We start from the raw sequence: 22,376 nt of genomic DNA on the forward strand, positions 1-22,376 counted from the left end.
GGAGGTATAGTGATGAAAAAGAAATATGATGTCATTGGCATGACATGTAGTGCTTGTTCAGCCCATGTAGATAAAGCAGTAAGAGGGTTGGATGGTGTTGATGATGTTAATGTCAATTTATTACAGAACTCAATGACTGTTGAATTTAATGAAAATAAAATAAATGAAAATCAGATTTTTGAAGCGGTTGATAAAGCGGGTTATAAAGCTCAAAATATTGGTGAAAAACAGGTTTCAAATGTTCAAGAAGATGAAAATGAACATAAAAAGAAGAATTTGATTTTATCATTTATTTTCTTGATTCCTTTATTTTATATCAGTATGGGACATATGATGAATTGGCCTTTACCAAGTATTCTCTTAGGTCATGAAAATATGATGTTCTTTGTTTTAGTTCAATTATGTTTAGTTGTTCCTATTATGTTTATTAATAGAGGTTATTATATTAGAGGATTTAAGACTTTATGGAATAGAAGTCCAAATATGGATTCTTTGATTGCCTTAGGTTCTTCAGCTGCTTTTATTTATAGTTTATATGCTACTTTTATGATGGCTTATTATTTAGGTAGAATGGACATGGATATGACCCATCATTATATGATGCAACTTTACTTTGAATCTGCAGGTATGATTTTAACATTAATTTCTTTAGGTAAATATTTAGAATCACGTTCTAAACAAAAGACTTCAGAAGCGATTGAAAAATTGATGAAGCTGATGCCTTCAACAGCTATCGTGTTAAAAGATGGCAAAGAAGTTGAAGTGGCCATTGAAGATGTTCAAATGGGTGATGTTGTGATTGTTAAACCAGGTAACAATATTCCTTTGGATGGAAAAATCATTCAAGGACATGGTTCAATCAATGAAGCGATGATTACTGGAGAAAGCTTACCAGTTGATAAAACAGTTGGAGATCAAGTTATTGGTTCAACCAATAACTTAGATGGTTATATGCAAGTAGAAGTCAGTCATACTTCAAATGATACAACTCTTTCTAAAATCATTCGTTTAGTAGAAGAAGCAGGGGCTTCTAAAGCACCAATTGCGAAACTTGCCGATAAGATCAGTGGTGTCTTTGTGCCAACCGTTATTACGATTGCAATCATTACTTTCATTTTATGGTTGACACTTGGAAATAAAGATTTCCATTTTGCTTTAAACTGTGCAATTTCTGTTCTTGTTATTTCTTGTCCATGTGCTTTAGGGCTTGCCACTCCTACAGCAATTATGGTTGGAACAGGAAAAGGGGCTAATTTAGGTATTTTAGTAAAATCAGCCCAACATTTAGAACAGCTTTCTAAATGTGATACAATTGTTTTAGATAAAACAGGGACACTTACAGAAGGTAAACCTCAAGTGACTGAAGTTTATCCAATAAATATAGGTGAAAATGATTTATTGAAATATGCAGGTTCAATTGAACAATATTCTAAGCATCCTTTAGCTAAAGCAATTTATACTTATGTAAGTGATCAAGGTTTATCAATTAATACTTTAGATCATTTTGAAATGAAACAAGGATTAGGTCTTGTAGGTTCTTTCAGTGGAGAAGTTCTTTTATCGGGAAATAAAAGATTGATGGAAGAATATGATGTTGATTTATCTTCGATTGATGATTTATATAAAGAATTATCGTCGAAAGGAAAGACACCATTATTTTATAGTTATGCTGGTAAACTGATCGGTTTAATTGTTGTAAGTGATGTCTTAAAACAAACAAGTAAACATGCAATTGATTGTTTAAAAGATATGCATATGAATATCTATATGTTAACTGGGGATAATCAATTAACTGCCAATGCAATAGCAAGCGAATTAGGAATTGAAGCGATTGGTGAAGTCTTACCACAAGATAAAGAAAAACATGTCAGAGAATTACAAGAAAAAGGACATCGTGTAATCATGGTGGGTGATGGAATCAATGATGCACCTGCTCTTGTTAGAAGTGATGTTGGTATTGCAATGACTTCTGGTATTGATATTGCGATTGAATCAGCAGATATTGTATTAATGAAAAATGATTTACAAGATGTTGTTGTTGCTTATGAACTTTCAAAAGCAACGATTAAAAATATTAAAGAAAACTTATTCTGGGCATTTTTCTATAATGTGATAGGAATTCCTATCGCTGCCGGTGTTTTCTATCCATTCTTTGGTTTATTATTAGATCCAATGTTTGGGGCAGCAGCGATGTCGTTAAGTTCTGTCTTTGTAGTTTCAAATGCTTTAAGACTTAGATTCTTTAAACCACAACATCAAATAATTCAAATAAAGGAAAATAGGAAAAAGGAAGAAAAGAAAATGAAAAAGGTATTAGTAGAAGGAATGATGTGTCAACATTGTAAGGCACACGTAGAAAAAGCGTTAAATGAAATTGATGGTGTTCATGCAACAGTTGATTTAGAAAACAATTGTGCTTTTGTAGAAGGTGAAGTTGATGAAGCAATCCTAAAACAAGCCATTGAAGAAGCAGGATATACTTATAAAGGAATTGAATAAGTATGATGGCCGATAAAAAACAGGTCACAAGACTTTTAAAAACCGCAAGAGGACAAATTGATGGTATCTTAAAAATGGTGGAAGAAGATCGTTATTGTATTGATATTTCACATCAAATCATGGCCAGTGAAGCGATTTTAAAAAGAGCCAACAAAGAAGTCTTAAAAGCCCACATGACCCATTGTGTTCATGATGCGGTAAATAGTGAAGATTGTGATCAAAAAATAGAAGAAATGATTAAAGTCTTAGATAATTTATTGAAATAAGAAATCTTTTAAAAAGGTTTCTTATTTTTTTGCGTAAATAAGTATAATACCAGCTTATATAAGACGGTATTATATCTTTTGATATTGTAAACTACAAGTATAAAGTAATGGGGTTGCTATTAAAGGAAGTAATTTTAAAGATAATAAAAGTTGTATTAAATATTTTAATGCTTGTTTGTTTGATAAAATCAATTAAAGTGAAAGAGAGTCTAAATAAAACAATCACTTAAAATAACACAACTGTTTTGTTACCTTATAAATAATGTTAGAAAATGTAAGAATTATTAAAAATATCCATTGTTTGTATCGAATAGAAAAATAAAAGTGTATAATTAAACTAATAAGTAGTTAGGAGGAAAAATCATGAGTAGATATGTATTAGGATTAGATATTGGAATTACTTCTGTAGGGTATGGTGTAATAGATGTTGATAATGATTTATTTGTGGATTATGGGGTAAGACTTTTTAAAGAAGGAACTGCTGCAGAAAATGAAACACGAAGAACTAAAAGAGGATCTAGACGTCTAAAAAGAAGAAAATCAAATCGTTTAAATGATATGAAAAATCTTTTAAAGAAAAATGATCTTTATTTTGATAATTATCGAAACTACAATCCATATGAAATGAGAGTTAAAGGGTTAAACGAAAAACTATCTTCTAAAGAACTGTGTACTGCCATTATGCACATAACAAAATCAAGAGGAACAACTTTAGAAGTACTTGCTGATGAAAGTCAAGATGATGAAGGAACAAAAGCAATGCTTTCAAAAAATGCAAAAGAATTAAGCAATGGAAAATATATTTGTGAAGTTCAATTGGATAGATTAAATAAGGATCATAAAGTAAGAGGAACGGAAAATAATTTTAAAACAGAAGATTATGTAAAAGAACTCAAAGAAATATTAAAACATCAAGATTTAAATGAAGAATTATGTAATCAAATTATTGAAATAGTTTCAAGAAGAAGACGTTATGATCAAGGTCCAGGTAGTGAAAAATCACCTACTCCTTATGGAAGTTATCGTCTGGTAGATGGTGTTTTAAAACATGTTAATTTAATTGATGAAATGCGGGGAAGATGCAGTGTTTATCCAAATGAATTTAGAGCACCAAAACAATCCTATACAGCTGAGTTATTTAATTTATTGAATGATTTAAATAATCTAACGATTAAAGGTGAAAAAATAACAGTTGAAGAAAAGAAAAAGGTTATCGCAGTTGTTAATGAAAAAGGAAATATTACAGTTAAACAATTACTTAAATTATTAGATGCTCAAGAAGATGAAGTTACAGGATTTAGAATTGATAAAAATGATAAACCATTAATTACAGAATTTAAGGGTTATAGTAAAGTTTTAAAAGTCTTTAAAAAATATAACCAACAAGAATTACTAGAAGATAAATTGATTGTTGATCAAGTTATTGACATATGTACAAAATCAAAAGGTATTGATGAAAGAAAAAAAGATATTAAAGAATTATATCCTGAATTTGATAATGAGTTAATTGAAGAATTAGCTTCAATTAAAGGTGTTTCTGCTTATCATTCATTATCTTTTAAAGCAATGCATATAATCAATAAAGAAATGCTTACAACAGAAATGAATCAAATACAAGTTCTTCATGAAATAGAAATGTTTGATAAAAATAGAAAATCATTAAAGGGTAAGAAAAATATTGAACCTGATGAAGAAGCTATTCTATCTCCAGTTGCTAAAAGAGCACATCGAGAAACATTTAAAGTTATTAATGCGTTAAGAAAAAAATATGGTGAATTTGATAGTATTGTCATTGAAATGACTAGAGATAAAAATACCAGGGAACAAACAAAACGTATAAATGATAATCAAAAAAGATTTGAAAATATTAATAAAGAAGTAGACGATATTATTAAAAATGCAGGCATTGATCCAGAAGAAGTTAATGGAAAAACTAAAACTAAGGTACGTCTTTATTTACAACAAGATTGTAAGACAGCCTATACGCAACAAGATATTGATTTACATACATTGATTTTTGATGATAAAGCATATGAAATCGATCATATTATTCCAATATCTGTTTCATTAGACGATTCACTTTCAAATAAGATACTAGCATCTCGTTTAGAAAACCAACAAAAAGGTAATCTAACACCAATGATGGCTTATTTAAAGGGAAAATTTACGGGTGGTAATTTAGAAAAATATAAATTATTTGTAAGTAGTAATAAAAATTTTAATGGCAAAAAAAGAAATAATTTACTTACTGAACAAGATATTACCAAGGAAGATGTAGCAAGAAAGTTTATTAATCGTAATTTAGTAGATACAAGCTATGCTTGTCGTACAGTATTAAATACTTTGCAACGCTATTTTAAAGATAATGAAATAGATACAAAAGTTCATACTATTAGAGGACAATCAACCAATATTTTTAGAAAACGAATAAATTTACAAAAAGATAGAGAGCAAGATTATTTTCATCATGCAATCGATGCATTGATTGTTGCTTCGTTAAAGAAAATGAATATTGTCAATTCATATTTAATGCATTACAACTATAGTGATTTATATGATGAGGAAACAGGGGAAGTGTTTGATGTTTTACCTGATAAACAATTTATTGATCAAAGATATATTTCATTTATCTCTGATTTAAAAAATATTTATCAAGAATCGAATCAATATAACTTAGGTTATATTACCCAAGAACAAATGCATTATCCACTTATCAAGGTATCTCATAAAATAGATACAAAACCAAATAGGCAAATTGCGGATGAAACAATATATAGTACAAGAAATATTGAAGGACAAGATATGCTAGTTGAAAAAATAAAAAATATCTATGATCCTAAAGAAAAGAAAGCAATTGAACTTGTTAATAATATTATTAATGATGATACTGATAAGTATATTATGAAACATAAAGATCCTCAAACTTTTGAAAAAATAAAAGAAGTGGTATTAAATCATTTTAATGATTATAAAGATTCAAAAGAATATTATGTAATTGACAAAAAAGGTAAGTATTCTTTAAAAGAAGAAAGTCCTTTAACATCATATTATAATGAAAATGGAGCTATTACTAAATATTCTAAGAAAAATAATGGACCAGCAATTACATCAATGAAATTCTACTCTGAAAAACTAGGAAATCATTTAGCAATTACAGGTAATTATAATACAAATAATAAAAAGGTAATTTTAAAACAAATAAGCCCATATAGAACAGACTTTTATGTATCTCCTGAAGGAAAATATAAATTTGTTACAGTTAGATATAAAGATGTTTTTTATAAAGAAACAATTCATAAATTTGTCATAGATGAAAATTGGTATCATGAAGAAAAAATTAAAAAAGGAATTCTAGAAGATTGGAAATTTGTATGTTCAATGCATCGAGATGAACTTATTGGACTTATCAAACCTGAAGGTAAAAAGTTTGTTTATGATGCTTCAATTGATGGTGGTCAAACACAATATCATGATGGTAAACATTATGAAATCTTGAAGTTTACAGCAACGAATGATGAAAAGAAAGGAACTTTTGAAGTAAAACCGATTAACACTAACTGCTCAAAACGATTAATGCCATCTGTAGGACCTTTTATTAAAATTCAAAAATTTGCTACGGATGTTTTAGGAAATATATATGAAGTTAAAGATAATAGATTGAAATTAGAGTTCGATTAGTCTATAATATAGGTGGTTGTATTCTAGCAAAAATTTATATGACCTAACAAAACAAGGGTTTATCCCGGACTCGGCTCTTCGGAGCCTTTTTCTTTTATAAAAAATGAGTCATAGGATCATATATATTGAAAAATGTGAATGTTTGAAATTATATTTAGATAATATTAAGATTATTTACAATGATAATGATATTCTACTACCAATTTCAGACATTCAAATATTAGTTATAGATAATTACAAATCAAGTTTAAGTATACCCTTAATTAATAAATTAACAGAAAATAATGTATGTACAGTTATATGTGGAATAGATCATATTCCTAAAAGTTACATACTTCCAATGAATGGTCATTTTTCACAAAGTGGAAATATTAATAAACAAATAGAATGGGATAATAATAGAAAACAAATCATGCATCAAAAAATAGCAAGGGCTAAAATACATAATCAAGCAGAAATATTAAAAGTAAATAATAAAAGTCAAGATGTAATAAATAAACTATATCAATTTGAAAATGAGGTTCAAATTGATGATGTTACAAATAGAGAAGGTCTAGCTGCAAAAATGTATTTTAGAGAATTATTTGGTGATGATTTTATACGATTTGATGAAGATGTAATCAATGCTGGATTAAATTATGGATATAGTATCTTTAGATCATTAATATCTTCTATTATTGTAGCTAAAGGTTATTTACCTAATTTAGGTATTTTTCATCGAGGCAAACAAAATATGTTTAATTTAAGTGATGATGTAATAGAAGTATTCAGACCAATTGTAGATCATTATGTTTATAATAATATGATGGAAGATATTTTATTTAAACAAGAACATAGAGAAGCGTTAATACAACTTACAGCTAAGAAAATAGAAATCGATGGAAGAAAACAAACGGTTAATAATGCTATTTATGTTTATTTAGAAAGTATTTTAAAAGAATTAGAAACAAGTAAAGATGTCTATTTATTTCCTAAACCAATTTTATATGATTTATGAATTTATGAGATTGGTATTATTTTTTGACCTCCCCATGAAAACAAAAAAAGAAGTAAAAATATATACACATTTTAGAAAATATCTTATAAAGAATGGATATATGATGATGCAGTTTTCTGTTTATTGTAAGATTTTTCCAAATAGAGAAGCTGCAGTTAAACATGTAAATATATTAAAAAAGAATGTTCCTAAAGAAGGACAAATTAGATTATTGTTGGTTACAGAAAAGCAATATTCTAAAATAGAAATTATTGTTGGTGGGGTCTCGAATCAAGAAAAAACAGTAAATGCGGATTCTTTTATAAAATTATGAATCTATTAACATTAAAAAAAGGAAATAAAAGATATGACTTACAAATAAATAATATAAAATATTGTATAGGAAATGATTTTGAAGAAAAATATAATTTTGTAAATATTTTAAAAGAAGTATTTTTATTATCTAAAGAAAGCGAATATTCGATAAATAATAGTGGACAAGCACAAGTTTTGATAAATGATAAAGAAATAAAAGTAAAAGAAATAAGTTTCTATCAAATAAACCATCATTATTCAATCACAAATGATCTAAAACTAACAGCACATTCTCTAATTGCTAGATATATAGAATTACTTATAGCACAAGATGATAACATAGACACAATCAATACAATAAATCTTCTATTAGAATCTTTTACAAATGAATTAGATAATGAATTAATATATCCAAAATTTATAACATATACACCTAAACAATTCTTAAAAATATTGTTACCAATATTTTTAAAAGAAGAAGATCAAGCAAATGAATATGATCTATCCTATGATGAAATCATTTTATTTCAACTTAAAATGATAGATTATATATCTAAACATCAAGCAACTAAAATAATTTGTCTTATAGAATTACCATATCTATCAAAAGAAATAAATGACTATCTCATAAATATGAAAAATTGCTTTATTGTTGTTATGTTTTATAAAACAAACAGTGTTTTAAATATAAAAGATACTTATATATTTGATGATTTAATAGTAGATTTAAATAATGATGAACAAATATATAATATCTATTTAAATAAAGGTGTATGCACACTACAGGAGGCAAAAGAAATGATAATAAATAATATAAAAGCTAAACTTGATATATCTATAACTCTATAAAATATTCAATATTTTATTATTTTTAAATATATGGTAACATGTATTTGAGGTTTTGTTACCATATGATTTTTTGCTAGAATAAGACAACAACTGCTTATCAGTCGGCTTTCTTGCCGTTTTGTTACCATATGATTTTTTGCTAGAATAAGACTAAATAAACAAATCAGGAGGACACTATTTTGTTTTGTTACCATATGATTTTTTGCTAGAATAAGACGGGAATTAAAAAGGAGATTAAGAAATGGCTGTTTTGTTACCATATGATTTTTTGCTAGAAGAAGACTAGCTGTTGACGGTATTTCTTATTTACATGGTTTTGTTACCATATGATTTTTTGCTAGAATAAGACTATTTAAAAATGTAGACGTCCAACGGAACAGTTTTGTTACCATATGATTTTTTGCTAGAATAAGACTTGGGGACTTTTTACAGTTTAGGGTTTACAGTTTTGTTACCATATGATTTTTTGCTAGAATAAGACTCATGGGTTCAATATTCTATGCTATTTTCTGTTTTGTTACCATATGATTTTTTGCTAGAATAAGACGTGGAAAAGGAAGAACTGACGATTGTTTGTGTTTTGTTACCATATGATTTTTTGCTAGAATAAGACTCTTGATAATATGGTATTGGGCTGAAGGACGTTTTGTTACCATATGATTTTTTGCTAGAATAAGACAAAGATACACACCAGTATTTTATGGCGACGGTTTTGTTACCATATGATTTTTTGCTAGAATAAGACTAGGCGGTCGCAAGTCCGCGTAAATAGTGAGTTTTGTTACCATATGATTTTTTGCTAGAATAAGACATGACGATGCAAGGTTCGAAAAATCGTTCAGTTTTGTTACCATATGATTTTTTGCTAGAATAAGACTGTCATATTGATATTAATACTTGATTTACCGTTTTGTTACCATATGATTTTTTGCTAGAATAAGACAAGAAAAGAATGCTTCTCAACAGGCAGTAAGTTTTGTTACCATATGATTTTTTGCTAGAATAAGACGAAGTAGTGCCCAAGAAGAATCGTTATGTCGTTTTGTTACCATATGATTTTTTGCTAGAATAAGACTAAATATTAAAGATGAAACTTGTTCCATCTGTTTTGTTACCATATGTGTTTTTTGATAGATTTAATTTAAATGTAAAAAAAGAGATTTCTCAAGGATGCTATTTTGAAATCTCTTTTTGCTTATAAAAATATTTACATAAAATAAAAAAACAACCCGAAGGTTGTTGCTTATTAAATGGCGTCCACGAAGGGATTCGAACCCCTGACCGCACGCTTAGAAGGCGTGTGCTCTATCCAGCTGAGCTACGTAGACACTGCTTACTTTCAACTGCTCATATATATTAGCATGAATATGAAATGATTGCAATAAAAAATTACAATTTTTTTTAAAATTTATATTTTGAAGAGATATATATAAAATAAAAAACAACCCGAAGGTTGTTGATTATCAAATGGCGTCCACGAAGGGATTCGAACCCCTGACCGCACGCTTAGAAGGCGTGTGCTCTATCCAGCTGAGCTACGTAGACATTGCTTACTTTCAACTGCTCAACTAGAATAGCATATATTTTTTTAAAAAGCAATACTTTTTTAAAAATCATCTAAATTTTTGAATTCAACCTTTAAATCTTTACCTTCTACATAAATAACACAATAACTTCGATTACTTCCTCCACGAGGTAAAGTTGTAGATCCAGGATTAATAAGTGTATAACCATCAACTTCTTTATACATAGGAACATGCGTATGTCCTGAAAGTAGTACATCACAGTTTGCTTCTTGCAAAGTATAGATCATACTTGTTTCACGATCCATATATCCAAAACGATGCCCATGAGCAACTAAAAAGTTTAAATCTTCAACTTTAAATTTGATTTGATTTGGAAAATCACTATACCAATCATTATTTCCTTTAACACATAACCAATCTTGCATCATATATGTTTCAGCTTCACTGTCTCCACAATGAATATAAAAATCTCCATCAGGTTCTAATTCTTTTACACGGTCAATCATTTGATGATAACCATGACTATCTGACATTACTACTATTTTTTTCATTTTCATCACCAAAAATATTATAACAAAACTTTACTAGATTTGTACAATATTATCGATTGATGTACTTACATTTTGATCTTCTTGAATAAGTTCATTATTAATATAGATATGGACTGAACTAACATCAGGAAGTGATAAAAATGATTTTTCAAGACGACTATAAAGAGTAGGAGAAATATTTTCGCTATTATCTAGAATACGTGATGATAAATAGATAGAAAGTAAGCCATCGTTTAATTGTGATTTTTTAGTTGTTTCTACTTTAGTATTATTTTCAAAATGATCTAATAATAAAGATACTTTTTGATCAATTGTTTGATTTGTGTTTTGAATACGTGTTGTTGTAGGAATATAATATGTTTTTCCAGCAATTTCTTTTTCGTTATAAACAAGGACGGAAGAGGTTTGATAAAGATCAAAAGTGGATGTTTCAAAGTTATTAATACCTAAATTAGGAGTGATACAACTTAATGGTATTGTTGTATTTTCAAATGAAGAAACAGCTTTACCATCTATTTTCATATTGATTTTAGAAATACCATCTTTACAAAATAAATAGCTAAGAGCTTCACAAATATCTAAAGCTTGTTGATTATTTGATACTTTAAAATTATTTGTAAAATCAAACGTAAGTTGATTACTTTCCATAATTAAAGCATTAAGTTCTAATTTCTTATTAAAAATAGGATAAAGTCCTAATTGAGTAAAATCTTTTGATTTCATTGTTTCAATAATCCCTCGAATATTATTTTCCTTATTATCCTTAACACCAATATCCACAGAAACAGGAATAAGCGTTTCATCTTGATCTTTAAAAATAACTGTTTGCATATTGGCTTTCTTTTTCACTGTTTTAACATCATCATTTTTAAAATAAACAAAGGTTGCAAAAGCACATAAAAAAATCATTGAAATATTTCTTAAATATTTTTTATACATGAAATCACCTCACTATTTAAAATATGAAAAGAGTGATAAAATAGTCTTAAAATTTGCCTTTTTTAAAGATTTATTTTATATTATAATAGCGAAAATGAAGGAGGGATAGTTGTGCCACTTACTGATGATGATTTTGTGAAGACTGGGAAACTAGAGGGTTATAGTGAAATGATTCAAAAATTACATGAAGAAGAACAAACACAACCCGAAATCACTTATGATTTACAATTAGATGATGATGAGGATGAAGAAGAAAAATGATAGAAGATTTAATTGAAACAGGTCAATATAAAGAAGCGTTGCAATATTTAAATGATATGGATAATGAACAAGTACGTTATCAAAGACTTGTTTGTTTATATGGATTGAAAGAATTACAACAAGCTAAAAGAGAAGGTATGAAAGCAAAAGTTCTTGCTGGAGAAACTTATTATGATGTTGTTGCTATTTATGTATCGATTTTAAAAGATTTAGAAGAATTTGAAGAAGCTATTAATATTATTGTAGAGGAATTATCAATGCCTTATATTCCTTATCAATATGAAACAGTTTTTAATGCAGCTTATGATGAATTGTTATTAGCAAAACAAGAAGCATCTTTTGATGGGGTGACTCAAAAAGTCTTTAATGAAGAAGATATCGAAAATATTTTAACTAAAAAAGATACAAATGAAGATTTACTTTATATGGCTATTGAACAAATGGAAGGCATGAATATTCGTCGTATGATTGTTCCTATTCGTCAATTTATTAGAGATAATGATCAACCTGATTTTGCCAAAAGTTTATTAATAGAATTAATGATTGATCAAGAAATTGATGAAGATTTGGAAGTTGTCAAAAAAGGTGTGCACTACGATATTAACCCAAGTTATGCCCCAATGGTCTTGAATCAAGAATCTGGTGTTGAAATTTATAAATTGTTGATGGATGCTTTAGAAGATGATAATCCATCTTTACTTACGATGTGTGAACAATTTTTAAATTTTTATCTTTATTCAATCTATCCAAAATATATTGATGAACAAGATTATCGTAGTATTGCAGGAGCTATTCATTATCATTTAGCATCTCTACAATATATAGATATTGAATTAGAAGATATTGAATATTTATATAATTGCAATCAAGAGGATGTAAAAGATGTATTGGAAACAATACAATCAATCGAATATTAAAATTTATTAATATAGTTGAATTTAAAAAAAGGTTAGTATATAATGTCTTTTGATACGGAATAAGGAGAAATATATAATGAGAACAACTACAAAAAAATTAGAAAATGCTGTTACTCAAATTAAAGTAACATTTGATAAAAAAGAATGGGCAGAAGCTCAAGACGCTGCTTTAAAAAGATTAGCTACAAGAGTTAAATTAGATGGTTTCAGACCTGGTAAAGCTCCAGTTGCTATGATTAAAGCTAGACTTGGAAAACAAGCTATCTATGATGAAGCTACTGATCAAATCTTACAAAAAAGATATGCTGATATCATGAAAAAAGCTGAAGTTGCTCCAATTGCTCAACCAACATTAAATATTGATAGTGTTGATAATGATAACTTAAAAATTACAATCTTATGTCCTGTTAAACCTGAAGTTGAATTAGGTGAATACAAAGGATTAGAAGTTAAAAAAGGTAGAGTAACTGTTGCTAAAAAAGATATCGAAGCACAAGTTGAAAACTATCGTCATCAATTCGCTGAATTAACAACTAAAGAAAACGGTGAAGTTGCTAAAGGTGATACAGTAGTTATGGACTTTGAAGGATTCATCGATGGTGAAGCATTCGAAGGTGGAAAAGCTGAAAATCATTCATTAGAAATCGGTTCTGGACAATTCATTCCAGGTTTTGAAGATCAAATGATCGGTATGACTTGTGAAAATGAAAAAGATGTTGTTGTAACATTCCCAGAAGATTATCAAGCTACTGAATTAGCTGGTAAAGAAGCTACATTCAAAGTAACTGTTCATGAAATTAAAGAAAAAGTTTTACCTGAAGCTGATGATGAATTAGCTAAAGATGTTAACATCGAAGGTGTTGAAACTTTAGATCAATTAAAAGATCATATTAAAGCTCAATTAAAATCACAAAAAGAAAATGAAGTAGAAAACAAATTCTTCTCTGATTTAACTCAAGCTTTAATTGAATGTTGTAAAGTAGAAGATAGTGAAGCTTTATTAAATTCTGAATTAGATACAATGTTAAGAGAAGTTGAAATGAACTTACAACAACAAGGTTTATCATTTGAATTATATGAACAATTCACTGGTAAAAACAAAGATGCTATCAAAGCTGATTTAACTGATCAAGCAAAAGACAGAGTTAAATTAAACTTAATCTTAGCTGCTATCGTTGAAGCTGAAAATATTGAAGTAACTGATGAAGAACGTAATAGCGAATTAGAAACAATCGCAAATACATATAATAGAGACTTAGAAGAAATCAAACAAATCTTCGCTCAAAATATGTACCAAATCGATGCTGATATTTTAAATAGAAAAGCGTTAGACGTTGTTAAAGAAAACTTAAAGAAATAGTTTAAAAGACGCGTAAGCGTCTTTTTAAAAAAGGAGGATTATTATGAGTGAAAGTACATTATTAACCCTTCCTGTTGTGTGCACAAGAGGAATGATTGTCTTTCCGGGTAACCGTTTATCATTAGATGTTGGTCGCCCCCTTAGTTTAAAAGCACTTGAACTTTCAAGTCGTGACTTTGATAACAATATCCTATTTGTATCACAAATCAATCCTATTGTTGATGATCCAAAATATGATGATGTTTATCATGTTGGAACTTTATGTAAAATTGAAAAGAAAATCCGTCGCGATAGTGCAGGGACAATCAAATTAACTGTTACTGGAGAAAAAAGAGTTGCCCTTCGAGATTTTAAAATTGAAGATGGTTCAATTTTTTCAACAGCTGAAGTTTTAGAAGATATTTATGGAGACACAAATGAAGAAGTTGCTTTAGTAAGAAAAACAACAGCTTATTTTGAACAAGCAAGACGTCATATGCCTCATATTCCAGCTGAAAGCTTAACATTGCTTTCAAATGGAACATCAGCTAGTTTACTTGCTGATACAATTGGTCAATATTTACCAATTGATTTAGATAGAAAACAAAAAATTCTTGAAGAACAAAGAATTAATGAAAGATTATTCTTAGTAGCAAGTTCTATTGAATCTGAAAAAATGATTAGTCAATTAGAAGATACAATCAATAGAAAAGTCAAAGAAAGTATTGATGAAAATCAAAAAGAATACTATCTAAGAGAAAAATTAAGAGCTATTAAAGATGAACTTGGTGATACTGTTGATAAAGGAGACGATGCTGATCAAATTCGTAAAGAATTAGCTGAAAATCCATATCCTCAATATATCAAGGATAAAATTGAAGAAGAATTACGTCGTTTTGAAGCTATGCCACCAGCATCTTCAGAAGCGAACGTTGTTAGAACTTATATTGATTGGGTGATGAAAACACCTTGGTATCAAGAAACTAAAGATGAAGAAGATATTTCTAAAATTGAAGCAATTTTAGAAGAAGATCATTTTGGATTAGAAAAAGTAAAAGAAAGAATTGTTGAACACTTAGCAGTTAAACAAATGACACAATCTTTAAAAGCACCAATTATCTGTTTAGCAGGTCCACCAGGTGTGGGGAAAACAAGTATTGCTAAAAGTATTGCACGTGCTTTAGATCGTAAATTTGTTAAAGCTTCTTTAGGTGGAGTAAGAGACGAAGCAGAAGTTCGTGGACATCGTCGTACTTATTTAGGATCAATGCCTGGACGTATCATTCAAGGAATGAAAAAAGCTGGTGTTGTAAATCCTGTCTTCTTATTAGATGAAATTGATAAGATGGCAAGTGATTATAAAGGAGATCCTACAAGTGCAATGCTTGAAGTTTTAGACCCTGAACAAAATTCTCAATTCTCTGATAACTATATCGAAGAACCATATGATTTATCTAAAGTTTTATTCATTGCGACTGCTAATGATTTAGGAGGAATTCCTGGACCACTTAGAGATCGTCTTGAAATTATTGAAGTTTCAAGTTATACAGAACAAGAAAAATTAATGATTGTTAAAGAACATTTAATTAAAAAACAATTAGATGCGCATTCATTAAAACCTGAACAAATGATTATTTCTGATGATATCATCATGGAAATCATTCAACATTATACACGTGAAGCAGGTGTTCGTGAACTTGAAAGATATATTGCTAAATTATGTCGTAAAACTGTTTTAGCTATCCTAAAAGAAAAAGTTGAATCAGTTACAATTGATCAAGATAAACTTGTTGAATTCTTAGGAAAAGCACCATTTGATCATACAAAGAAACTTCTTCGTCCTCAAGTAGGGGTTGTTACAGGTATGGCATATACTCAATTTGGTGGAGATATTTTACCAATCGAAGTTAATCATTTTGATGGTACTGGTAAATTTATTATTACTGGTCAATTAGGTGATGTTATGAAAGAATCAGCATCAATTGCTTTAGATTACCTAAAAGCTAATAAAGAAAAATATGGTTTAGATGATAATGCCTTTGATAAACAAGATATTCATATTCACGTTCCTGAAGGAGCTATCAAAAAAGATGGTCCATCAGCAGGTGTCACCCTTACAACTGCAATCTATTCAGCTTTTACAAATAAACCTGTAAGAGATGATGTTGCCATGACAGGAGAAATCACTTTACGTGGTAATGTCTTACCAATTGGTGGATTGAAAGAAAAATCTATTTCAGCACATCGTTCTGGAATTAGAAAAATCATCATTCCTAAAGAAAATGAAAAGGATATCGAAGATATCCCAGAATCAGTAAGAAATGATTTAGAAATTGTTTTAGCTGATCATATCGATACAGTTTTAGAGCATGCAATTGTTAAATAACGGAAATCTTGAATTTTCGTTATTTTTTTTGTACAATACAAAAGGTGATGAAAAATGGTAAAAATTAAAAAAGCAGAATATATATTATCAGCCGCATGGAAAAGCCAATGGCCAAAAGAAAGTTTTCCAGAAATGTGTTTAGCTGGACGATCAAATGTTGGAAAAAGTAGTTTTATTAATGCAATGTTATCTAGAAATGGTCTTGCAAAAGTATCAAGTACGCCAGGTAAAACAAGAACTTTGAATTTCTTTAATGTCAATGATGCACTTTATTTTGTAGATGTTCCTGGATATGGATATGCTAAAGTTGCTAATAATGTCACAAAACAATTTGGTAAAACGATGGATGAATATATTAGTGAAAGACAAACTTTAAGAGGTTTTATTTTACTTGTTGATTATCGTCATAAACCAACAAAAGATGATGTGATGATGTATGAGTTCGTTAAACATCATGGTGTACCTGTCATTGTTGTAGCGACTAAAGAAGATAAGCTTAAACGTAATGATTTAAAGAAAAATGAAAAATTAATTAAAGATACATTACATTTTGATCCAAGTGATACATTTATTCGTTTTTCAAGTTTAAAGAAAAAAGGAATCCAAGAAGCTTGGAATGCAATTTATGAATTGTGTGATTTAGATTTTGAGTAGGGAAACCTACTTTTTTTCATATTTGATGATTTGTTGCATAGACTTTGTTAGGAGGATGACTATGCAAAAAATATTTTACGAAAAAGAAATTGATTTACTACATCAATTAAAGGAATTAGTTTCTTTAACGGTTGATGAATCTATCGACTATAAGATTGAAGATCATGGTGTTAGAGCGGTGGGGAGTCTTGCTATTAAAGGAGAATATATTAGTCAAGAAAAAAGACATTTTTTAGAAAATGTGGAATTAGATGTTTATGCGGATGATCAAAAGATTATAGATCATCAAGATTTTCATTTGAAGGTTGAAGATTTTCATTATGATATTATTGATGGTAATTTGAAAATTAAAATTGAAGTTGGAGTGTATGGGGTTGAAGAAGGTGAAAATCGTTATATTCAACTTGATGAAGATCCTATTGATGAAATTGAAAAATTATCAAGGGATGTTGAGACTCAAACGATAAATGAACAAGTCGTTGCTGAGGCACCCGAAGAAATTCATGATGTTGAAAAGTTACAAGAAAAAATTTATGAAACGAAAGAAAAAGAAGAAAAGGTTGATGATGACGAGGATCTAGGTGTTTATTATTTATATGTCGTTTTACCAAATGATACGTATGCTTCAATAGCTAGACAATACCAGGTAGATGAAAAAATGATTAGAGACTATAATCAAGATCTAAATTTAGATGCAGGACAAATTCTTATTATTCCTTATGCTCCAAAAGATCATTCAAACAAAGTATGATTTAGACGTAATTGGACTGATTCAAATCAGTCCGCGTGTCTATAAAGTGAAAACAGCTAATCATTTTTATTGTGTTAAGATTGTTGATGAAAAGAAACTAGAAGTTGCTTATCAACATCTTAATACCTTACATCTCCATCATTTTATTCATTTGATATTAAATAATGAACAACACTATTTTACACCTTTTCAAGATCAATATATCTATCTTATGCCTTATTTACAAGAAGATAATCATATAAAAAAAGAAATGAAAATAAAAACATATTATCAAATCCTAGCGTATTTACACAATCATTCTTTTTTTATGCAACATGAAGAAGATGCTTTTTTTAAAAAGCAGTATGATGATCTTTTTTCTTTGATTCAACAAAGAAAAAATGATTATGAAGAATTAATGAGAGAATTTGAATTTAGAAAATTTAAATCTCCAGCAGGTTGGATGCTTGTTTTAAATTATTATCGTATCGTTCATTATTTAAATCAAGCATATTATTATTTAAGTCAATATCAAGAAATAATGAAAGGTAAAAATGAAATTAGACTTTCTTTAACGTATAATCATTTTAATAAGGAACATATTTTTGTTAGTGATGAAACACTTATTTCAATTGATCAAATGAAAATTAATTATTGTATTTATGATTTGATAGATATTTTTCAAAATCATGATGAACTCTATGAGAGTTTACCGTTATTAGAATATTATTTAAAAGAAGTAAAGCTTTTAAAAGAAGAAAAAATCTTAATACAATGTATTTTATCAATTGTTCCGCAAGTTCAATTAAATTTACAAGAAGAAGTTAATATTTATCAAATGTCAAAATTAATTTGTTATTTAGATGGCTTACAAGAAATATTCAAAAAGTTAATGATTGACGAGAAATAGTCTATTTGATAGAATAGAACTGCAATGATTTGGAGGAGTAGTTCTTCTTTGTTTGATAGAGAGTCCCGTTTGCTGGAAAGGGATAAATGAAAAGAGTGAAGGTAGCCAAGGAGCATGTTAGATGAAATAAAGTAGTTTAACACGTAGAACTGCGTTAAAGTTTTAAGGTGCTAAGTTTTATACTTAGAACTAAGGTGGTATCGCGATATAAGTCGTCCTTAGAGGGATGGCTTTTTTATTTTAAGGAGGAAAAAGATGAATTATTTTACAGAGTATTGGTATGTATGGATTATTTTTGCTATCATGTGTGTGTTCTTGTTTAGTTTTTATGGTAAAAAATTTAAACAAGTAAAAGAAAAAAGAAAGCAATATGAAGAAAAATTAGCTCAAGAAAAAGATATGTTTTCTCATCTTACAAGTGATGTTTTTGATAAGATTGAACCAATTGATCTAACAAGAGCTGTTATTTTTCATATTAATGCGAAAGAAGATCGTCTATATGAAGATGATAACTATGATGGAAATATTATTCCTTATTTAACACATGAGGAATTATTGATTTATACAATGTACCAATTAGAATGTTCTTTAGAAGGGGGAAGAGGTTCAATTCATTCGTTTTTTATAACAGAACCTTATTGTAATTATCGACCTTATTATAAAGAAGCATTTGAAACAATGAAATGTTATGATATTGCTCATTTATTAGAAGAAGCTGAAAAATTAGCTATTTTAATTGAAAATGATCAAGAAGATGAAATTGATGAAACAAGTGAATACGCTACATACAATTTCTCTGATTTTACAAATGAATTTGTTTCTTTATTACGTTCTTCAGGAATTGGTGATAAATTAGGAGAATATATTAAAGAACATAAAGAAAGCTTTATTGAAAAGGATGATGAAAATGAAAAAAGAATTAGCGAGTAAATATGATCATAAAAGTGTTGAAAAAGGTAAATATCAACATTGGTTAGAAAAAGAATATTTTAAAGCAGGAGATGTTTCTAAAAAGCCTTATGCCATCGTTATTCCACCACCAAACGTTACAGGTAAACTTCATTTAGGACATGCTTGGGATACAACTTTACAAGATATGATTATTCGTTATAAAAGAATGCAAGGTTATGATGCTTTATGGCTTCCTGGTATGGACCATGCCGGAATTGCTACACAAGCTAAAGTAGAAGCAAGAATGAGAGAAGAAGGAATTTCTCGTTATGATTTAGGAAGAGAAGGTTTCTTAGAAAAAGCTTGGTCTTGGAAAGAAGAATATGCTTCTATTATTCGTGCTCAATGGGAAAAATTAGGTTTATCTTTAGATTATTCGAAAGAAAGATTTACTTTAGATGAAGGATTATCTCAAGCGGTTAAAGAAGTTTTCGTTCGTTTATATGAAAAAGGATATATTTATCAAGGTAAAAGAATTATTAACTGGGATCCTGTACAAAGAACAGCTTTAAGTAATATCGAAGTTATTCATAAAGAAATTGAAGGGGCAATGTATTATTTCAAATATAAAATTGTAGATAGTGATCAAGAATTAGTCATTGCGACAACACGTCCTGAAACAATGTTTGCCGATCAAGCTATCTTTGTTCACCCTGATGATGAAAGATATAAAGATTTAGTTGGTAAATATGCAATCAACCCAGCTAATGGTGAAAAATTACCAATTATGGCTGATAGTTATATCGATATGGATTTTGGGACAGCTGTTATGAAATGTACACCTGCGCATGATCCAAATGACTTTGCCTTAGCTAAAAAATACAACTTAGACATGCCTATTTGTATGAATGATGATGGAACAATGAATGAACTTTGTCATAAATATCAAGGTATGGATCGTTTTGAATGTCGTAAACAATTAGTTGCTGATTTTGAAGCAGCGGGTATTGTTGATCATATTGAAAAACATTTGCATCAAGTAGGTCACTCAGAAAGATCAGGAGCTATTGTTGAACCTTATTTATCAAAACAATGGTTCGTTAAGATGAAACCATTGGCTGAAGCTGCTTTAGCTAATCAAAAGAAAGATTCTAAAGTAAACTTTGTACCAGAAAGATTTGAAAAAACATTTACACAATGGATGGAAAATATCGAAGATTGGTGTATTTCACGTCAATTATGGTGGGGACATCAAGTACCAGCATGGTATCATAAAGAAACAGGTGAAGTTTATGTTGGAAAAACTGCACCAGAAGATATCGAAAACTGGACACAAGATGAAGATGTCTTAGATACTTGGTTCTCTAGTGCATTATGGCCATTTTCAACATTAGGTTGGCCTAATACAGAAGATCCTTTATTTAAAAGATACTTCCCAACAAATACTTTAGTTACAGGATATGATATTATTTTCTTCTGGGTAAGTCGTATGATTTTCCAATCATTAGAATTTACAGGTCAAAGACCATTTGAACATGTTTTGATTCATGGTTTAATTCGTGATGAACAAGGAAGAAAAATGTCTAAATCATTAGGTAATGGGGTTGACCCAATGGATGTTATCGATCAATATGGTGCCGATACATTAAGATTCTTCTTAACTACAAATTCAGCACCAGGTATGGATTTAAGATATATTCCTGAAAAACTAGAAGCATCATGGAATTTTATTAATAAAATTTGGAACTCAGCTAGATTTGTTTTAATGAATATTGATGAAGATTTAGAATATAAAGATTTAAAATTTGATCATTTAAATTTATGTGATAAATGGATCTTAAATCGTTTAAATAACGTAATTGAAGAAGTAGATGCGAACATGGATAAATTTGAATTTGTTAATGTTGGTAGCGAATTATATAAATTCATTTGGGATGATTTCTGTTCATGGTATATCGAACTTACAAAAGTTCATTTAAATAGTGATAATGAAGTTGAAAAACAAGCAAGTGCCCATACTCTTGTTTATGTATTAAATGCAATCGTTAGAATGTTACATCCATTCATGCCATTTGTAACTGAAGAAATTTATCAAGCAATTCCACATTTAGAAGAATCAATTTGTATTTCTAAATATCCAACAGTAAATCCTGATTTCAATGATGAAAACATCAACAAACAATTTACTTATTTAATGGATATTGTTAAAGGTGTTCGTGAAATTCGTGCAAACTATACAATTAAAAATGCAATCGAAGTGGAATACTCAATTGAAACAAAAGATGAAAACTTACAAGCTTTATTAGACCAATGTGTTCCTTACTTAAAGAAATTATGTAATGCAACTTGTGTTGGCTATAATCAAAAAGCTTCTAAAGATATTGCGACAGCTATGATTCAAGGTGGTAATACATTGATCGTTGAACTTGGTGCGTATGTTGATAAAGAAGCGGAAAAACAAAAATTACAAGCTGAACTTCAAAAACTTGAAGGGGAAATTAAACGTTGTACAAATATGTTAAGTAATGAAAAATTTGTATCAAAAGCACCTCAAGCAAAAGTTGATAGTGAGCGTCAAAAATTAGAAGATTATACATCTAAATATAATGCTGTTAAAGAAAAATTAGCAGCTATGTAAAATCAAGTTTGAAAAAACTTGATTTTTTTTAATTTTTAAAAGAAAAATACT

The 22,376-nt window shown here is 28.7% G+C and carries 17 protein-coding genes, 2 tRNA genes, 1 CRISPR repeat array and 1 other annotated feature; of the genes, 15 read left to right on the forward strand and 4 right to left on the reverse strand.

Features of this window, described 5'->3' with window-relative positions:
• Positions 1-12 precede the first annotated feature (12 nt).
• The 6 genes from C7U54_RS07810 (at position 13) to C7U54_RS07835 (ending at position 8,583) form a co-directional block, all read left to right on the forward strand.
• Entirely contained in the window at positions 13-2,499 is a 2,487-nt protein-coding gene (locus C7U54_RS07810) for a heavy metal translocating P-type ATPase (RefSeq protein WP_107029909.1), read from the forward strand.
• 2 nt (positions 2,500-2,501) lie between these two features.
• Complete coding sequence (locus tag C7U54_RS07815) at positions 2,502-2,765, forward strand: metal-sensing transcriptional repressor (RefSeq protein ID WP_107029910.1); 264 nt, start codon at positions 2,502-2,504, stop codon at positions 2,763-2,765.
• Between the two features lie 363 nt (positions 2,766-3,128).
• On the forward strand, positions 3,129-6,443 hold the full coding sequence (gene cas9, locus C7U54_RS07820; protein ID WP_107029911.1) for a type II CRISPR RNA-guided endonuclease Cas9: 3,315 nt from the start codon (positions 3,129-3,131) through the stop codon (positions 6,441-6,443).
• 103 nt (positions 6,444-6,546) lie between these two features.
• A complete protein-coding gene (gene cas1, locus C7U54_RS07825; protein ID WP_107029912.1) occupies positions 6,547-7,440 on the forward strand; it encodes a type II CRISPR-associated endonuclease Cas1 in 894 nt (297 codons plus the stop codon).
• Positions 7,441-7,444: 4 nt separating this feature from the next.
• Positions 7,445-7,753, forward strand: a complete 309-nt coding sequence (gene cas2 / locus C7U54_RS07830; protein WP_032091802.1) for a CRISPR-associated endonuclease Cas2 — start codon at positions 7,445-7,447, stop codon at positions 7,751-7,753.
• The gene (locus C7U54_RS07835) at positions 7,750-8,583 is read left to right on the forward strand and encodes a hypothetical protein (protein ID WP_107029913.1); all 834 of its coding nucleotides are present in this window, start codon (positions 7,750-7,752) and stop codon (positions 8,581-8,583) included. Before cas2 ends, C7U54_RS07835 begins: the two co-directional genes overlap by 4 nt.
• Before the next feature lie 49 nt (positions 8,584-8,632).
• A CRISPR array of direct repeats spans positions 8,633-9,658; the repeat unit is 36 nt; unit sequence GTTTTGTTACCATATGATTTTTTGCTAGAATAAGAC.
• Positions 9,659-9,834: 176 nt separating this feature from the next.
• On the opposite strand, the gene C7U54_RS07840 is transcribed toward C7U54_RS07835, so the two are convergent.
• The 4 genes from C7U54_RS07840 to C7U54_RS07855 all read right to left on the reverse strand — a co-directional run bounded on the left by C7U54_RS07840 (position 9,835) and on the right by C7U54_RS07855 (position 11,599).
• Positions 9,835-9,911: transfer RNA gene (locus tag C7U54_RS07840), tRNA-Arg, on the reverse strand.
• Positions 9,912-10,051: 140 nt separating this feature from the next.
• A tRNA-Arg gene (locus C7U54_RS07845) sits at positions 10,052-10,128 on the reverse strand.
• Positions 10,129-10,189: 61 nt separating this feature from the next.
• Positions 10,190-10,660 (reverse strand): metallophosphoesterase family protein, encoded by a 471-nt coding sequence (locus C7U54_RS07850; protein WP_107029914.1) that lies wholly within the window; start codon positions 10,658-10,660, stop codon positions 10,190-10,192.
• 33 nt (positions 10,661-10,693) lie between these two features.
• Entirely contained in the window at positions 10,694-11,599 is a 906-nt protein-coding gene (locus tag C7U54_RS07855) for a GerMN domain-containing protein (protein ID WP_032091607.1), read from the reverse strand.
• Between the two features lie 111 nt (positions 11,600-11,710).
• Between C7U54_RS07855 and C7U54_RS14580 the strand changes: the two genes are divergently transcribed.
• The 9 genes from C7U54_RS14580 to C7U54_RS07895 all read left to right on the forward strand — a co-directional run bounded on the left by C7U54_RS14580 (position 11,711) and on the right by C7U54_RS07895 (position 22,325).
• On the forward strand, positions 11,711-11,860 hold the full coding sequence (locus C7U54_RS14580) for a hypothetical protein (protein ID WP_022002244.1): 150 nt from the start codon (positions 11,711-11,713) through the stop codon (positions 11,858-11,860).
• Entirely contained in the window at positions 11,857-12,777 is a 921-nt protein-coding gene (locus C7U54_RS07860; RefSeq protein WP_022002243.1) for a hypothetical protein, read from the forward strand. The genes C7U54_RS14580 and C7U54_RS07860 overlap by 4 nt, the downstream gene beginning before the upstream one ends.
• Positions 12,778-12,853: 76 nt before the next feature.
• Positions 12,854-14,137, forward strand: coding sequence for a trigger factor (tig, locus tag C7U54_RS07865; protein WP_107029915.1), 1,284 nt, complete (start codon positions 12,854-12,856; stop codon positions 14,135-14,137).
• Positions 14,138-14,180: 43 nt separating this feature from the next.
• A complete protein-coding gene (lon, locus tag C7U54_RS07870) occupies positions 14,181-16,502 on the forward strand; it encodes an endopeptidase La (RefSeq protein WP_107029916.1) in 2,322 nt (773 codons plus the stop codon).
• A 54-nt stretch (positions 16,503-16,556) separates the two neighbouring features.
• The gene (gene yihA, locus C7U54_RS07875; protein WP_107029917.1) at positions 16,557-17,156 is read left to right on the forward strand and encodes a ribosome biogenesis GTP-binding protein YihA/YsxC; all 600 of its coding nucleotides are present in this window, start codon (positions 16,557-16,559) and stop codon (positions 17,154-17,156) included.
• Positions 17,157-17,217: 61 nt separating this feature from the next.
• A complete protein-coding gene (locus tag C7U54_RS07880) occupies positions 17,218-17,907 on the forward strand; it encodes a LysM peptidoglycan-binding domain-containing protein (protein ID WP_107029918.1) in 690 nt (229 codons plus the stop codon).
• Entirely contained in the window at positions 17,876-18,796 is a 921-nt protein-coding gene (locus C7U54_RS07885) for a hypothetical protein (protein WP_107029919.1), read from the forward strand. The genes C7U54_RS07880 and C7U54_RS07885 overlap by 32 nt, the downstream gene beginning before the upstream one ends.
• A 15-nt stretch (positions 18,797-18,811) precedes the next feature.
• Positions 18,812-19,019 (forward strand) — a binding site (T-box leader).
• Between the two features lie 32 nt (positions 19,020-19,051).
• Positions 19,052-19,726, forward strand: a complete 675-nt coding sequence (locus C7U54_RS07890; protein ID WP_022002237.1) for a DMP19 family protein — start codon at positions 19,052-19,054, stop codon at positions 19,724-19,726.
• The gene (locus C7U54_RS07895) at positions 19,704-22,325 is read left to right on the forward strand and encodes a valine--tRNA ligase (protein ID WP_107029920.1); all 2,622 of its coding nucleotides are present in this window, start codon (positions 19,704-19,706) and stop codon (positions 22,323-22,325) included. The genes C7U54_RS07890 and C7U54_RS07895 overlap by 23 nt, the downstream gene beginning before the upstream one ends.
• The last annotated feature ends 51 nt before the right edge of the window (positions 22,326-22,376 follow it).

The organism is Faecalibacillus intestinalis (assembly GCF_003024685.1).
GTDB lineage: Bacteria > Bacillota_I > Bacilli_A > Erysipelotrichales > Coprobacillaceae > Faecalibacillus > Faecalibacillus intestinalis.

Bases quoted from the DNA above. Each gene is read 5' to 3' on its own strand.
- C7U54_RS07810 (WP_107029909.1), top strand. From the start codon at position 13: ATGAAAAAGAAATATGATGTCATTGGCATGACATGTAGTGCTTGTTCA.
- C7U54_RS07815 (WP_107029910.1), top strand. From the start codon at position 2,502: ATGATGGCCGATAAAAAACAGGTCACAAGACTTTTAAAAACCGCAAGA.
- cas9 (WP_107029911.1), top strand. From the start codon at position 3,129: ATGAGTAGATATGTATTAGGATTAGATATTGGAATTACTTCTGTAGGG.
- cas1 (WP_107029912.1), top strand. From the start codon at position 6,547: ATGAGTCATAGGATCATATATATTGAAAAATGTGAATGTTTGAAATTA.
- cas2 (WP_032091802.1), top strand. From the start codon at position 7,445: ATGAGATTGGTATTATTTTTTGACCTCCCCATGAAAACAAAAAAAGAA.
- C7U54_RS07835 (WP_107029913.1), top strand. From the start codon at position 7,750: ATGAATCTATTAACATTAAAAAAAGGAAATAAAAGATATGACTTACAA.
- C7U54_RS07850 (WP_107029914.1), bottom strand. From the start codon at position 10,660: ATGAAAAAAATAGTAGTAATGTCAGATAGTCATGGTTATCATCAAATG.
- C7U54_RS07855 (WP_032091607.1), bottom strand. From the start codon at position 11,599: ATGTATAAAAAATATTTAAGAAATATTTCAATGATTTTTTTATGTGCT.
- C7U54_RS07860 (WP_022002243.1), top strand. From the start codon at position 11,857: ATGATAGAAGATTTAATTGAAACAGGTCAATATAAAGAAGCGTTGCAA.
- tig (WP_107029915.1), top strand. From the start codon at position 12,854: ATGAGAACAACTACAAAAAAATTAGAAAATGCTGTTACTCAAATTAAA.
- lon (WP_107029916.1), top strand. From the start codon at position 14,181: ATGAGTGAAAGTACATTATTAACCCTTCCTGTTGTGTGCACAAGAGGA.
- yihA (WP_107029917.1), top strand. From the start codon at position 16,557: ATGGTAAAAATTAAAAAAGCAGAATATATATTATCAGCCGCATGGAAA.
- C7U54_RS07880 (WP_107029918.1), top strand. From the start codon at position 17,218: ATGCAAAAAATATTTTACGAAAAAGAAATTGATTTACTACATCAATTA.
- C7U54_RS07885 (WP_107029919.1), top strand. From the start codon at position 17,876: ATGCTCCAAAAGATCATTCAAACAAAGTATGATTTAGACGTAATTGGA.
- C7U54_RS07890 (WP_022002237.1), top strand. From the start codon at position 19,052: ATGAATTATTTTACAGAGTATTGGTATGTATGGATTATTTTTGCTATC.
- C7U54_RS07895 (WP_107029920.1), top strand. From the start codon at position 19,704: ATGAAAAAAGAATTAGCGAGTAAATATGATCATAAAAGTGTTGAAAAA.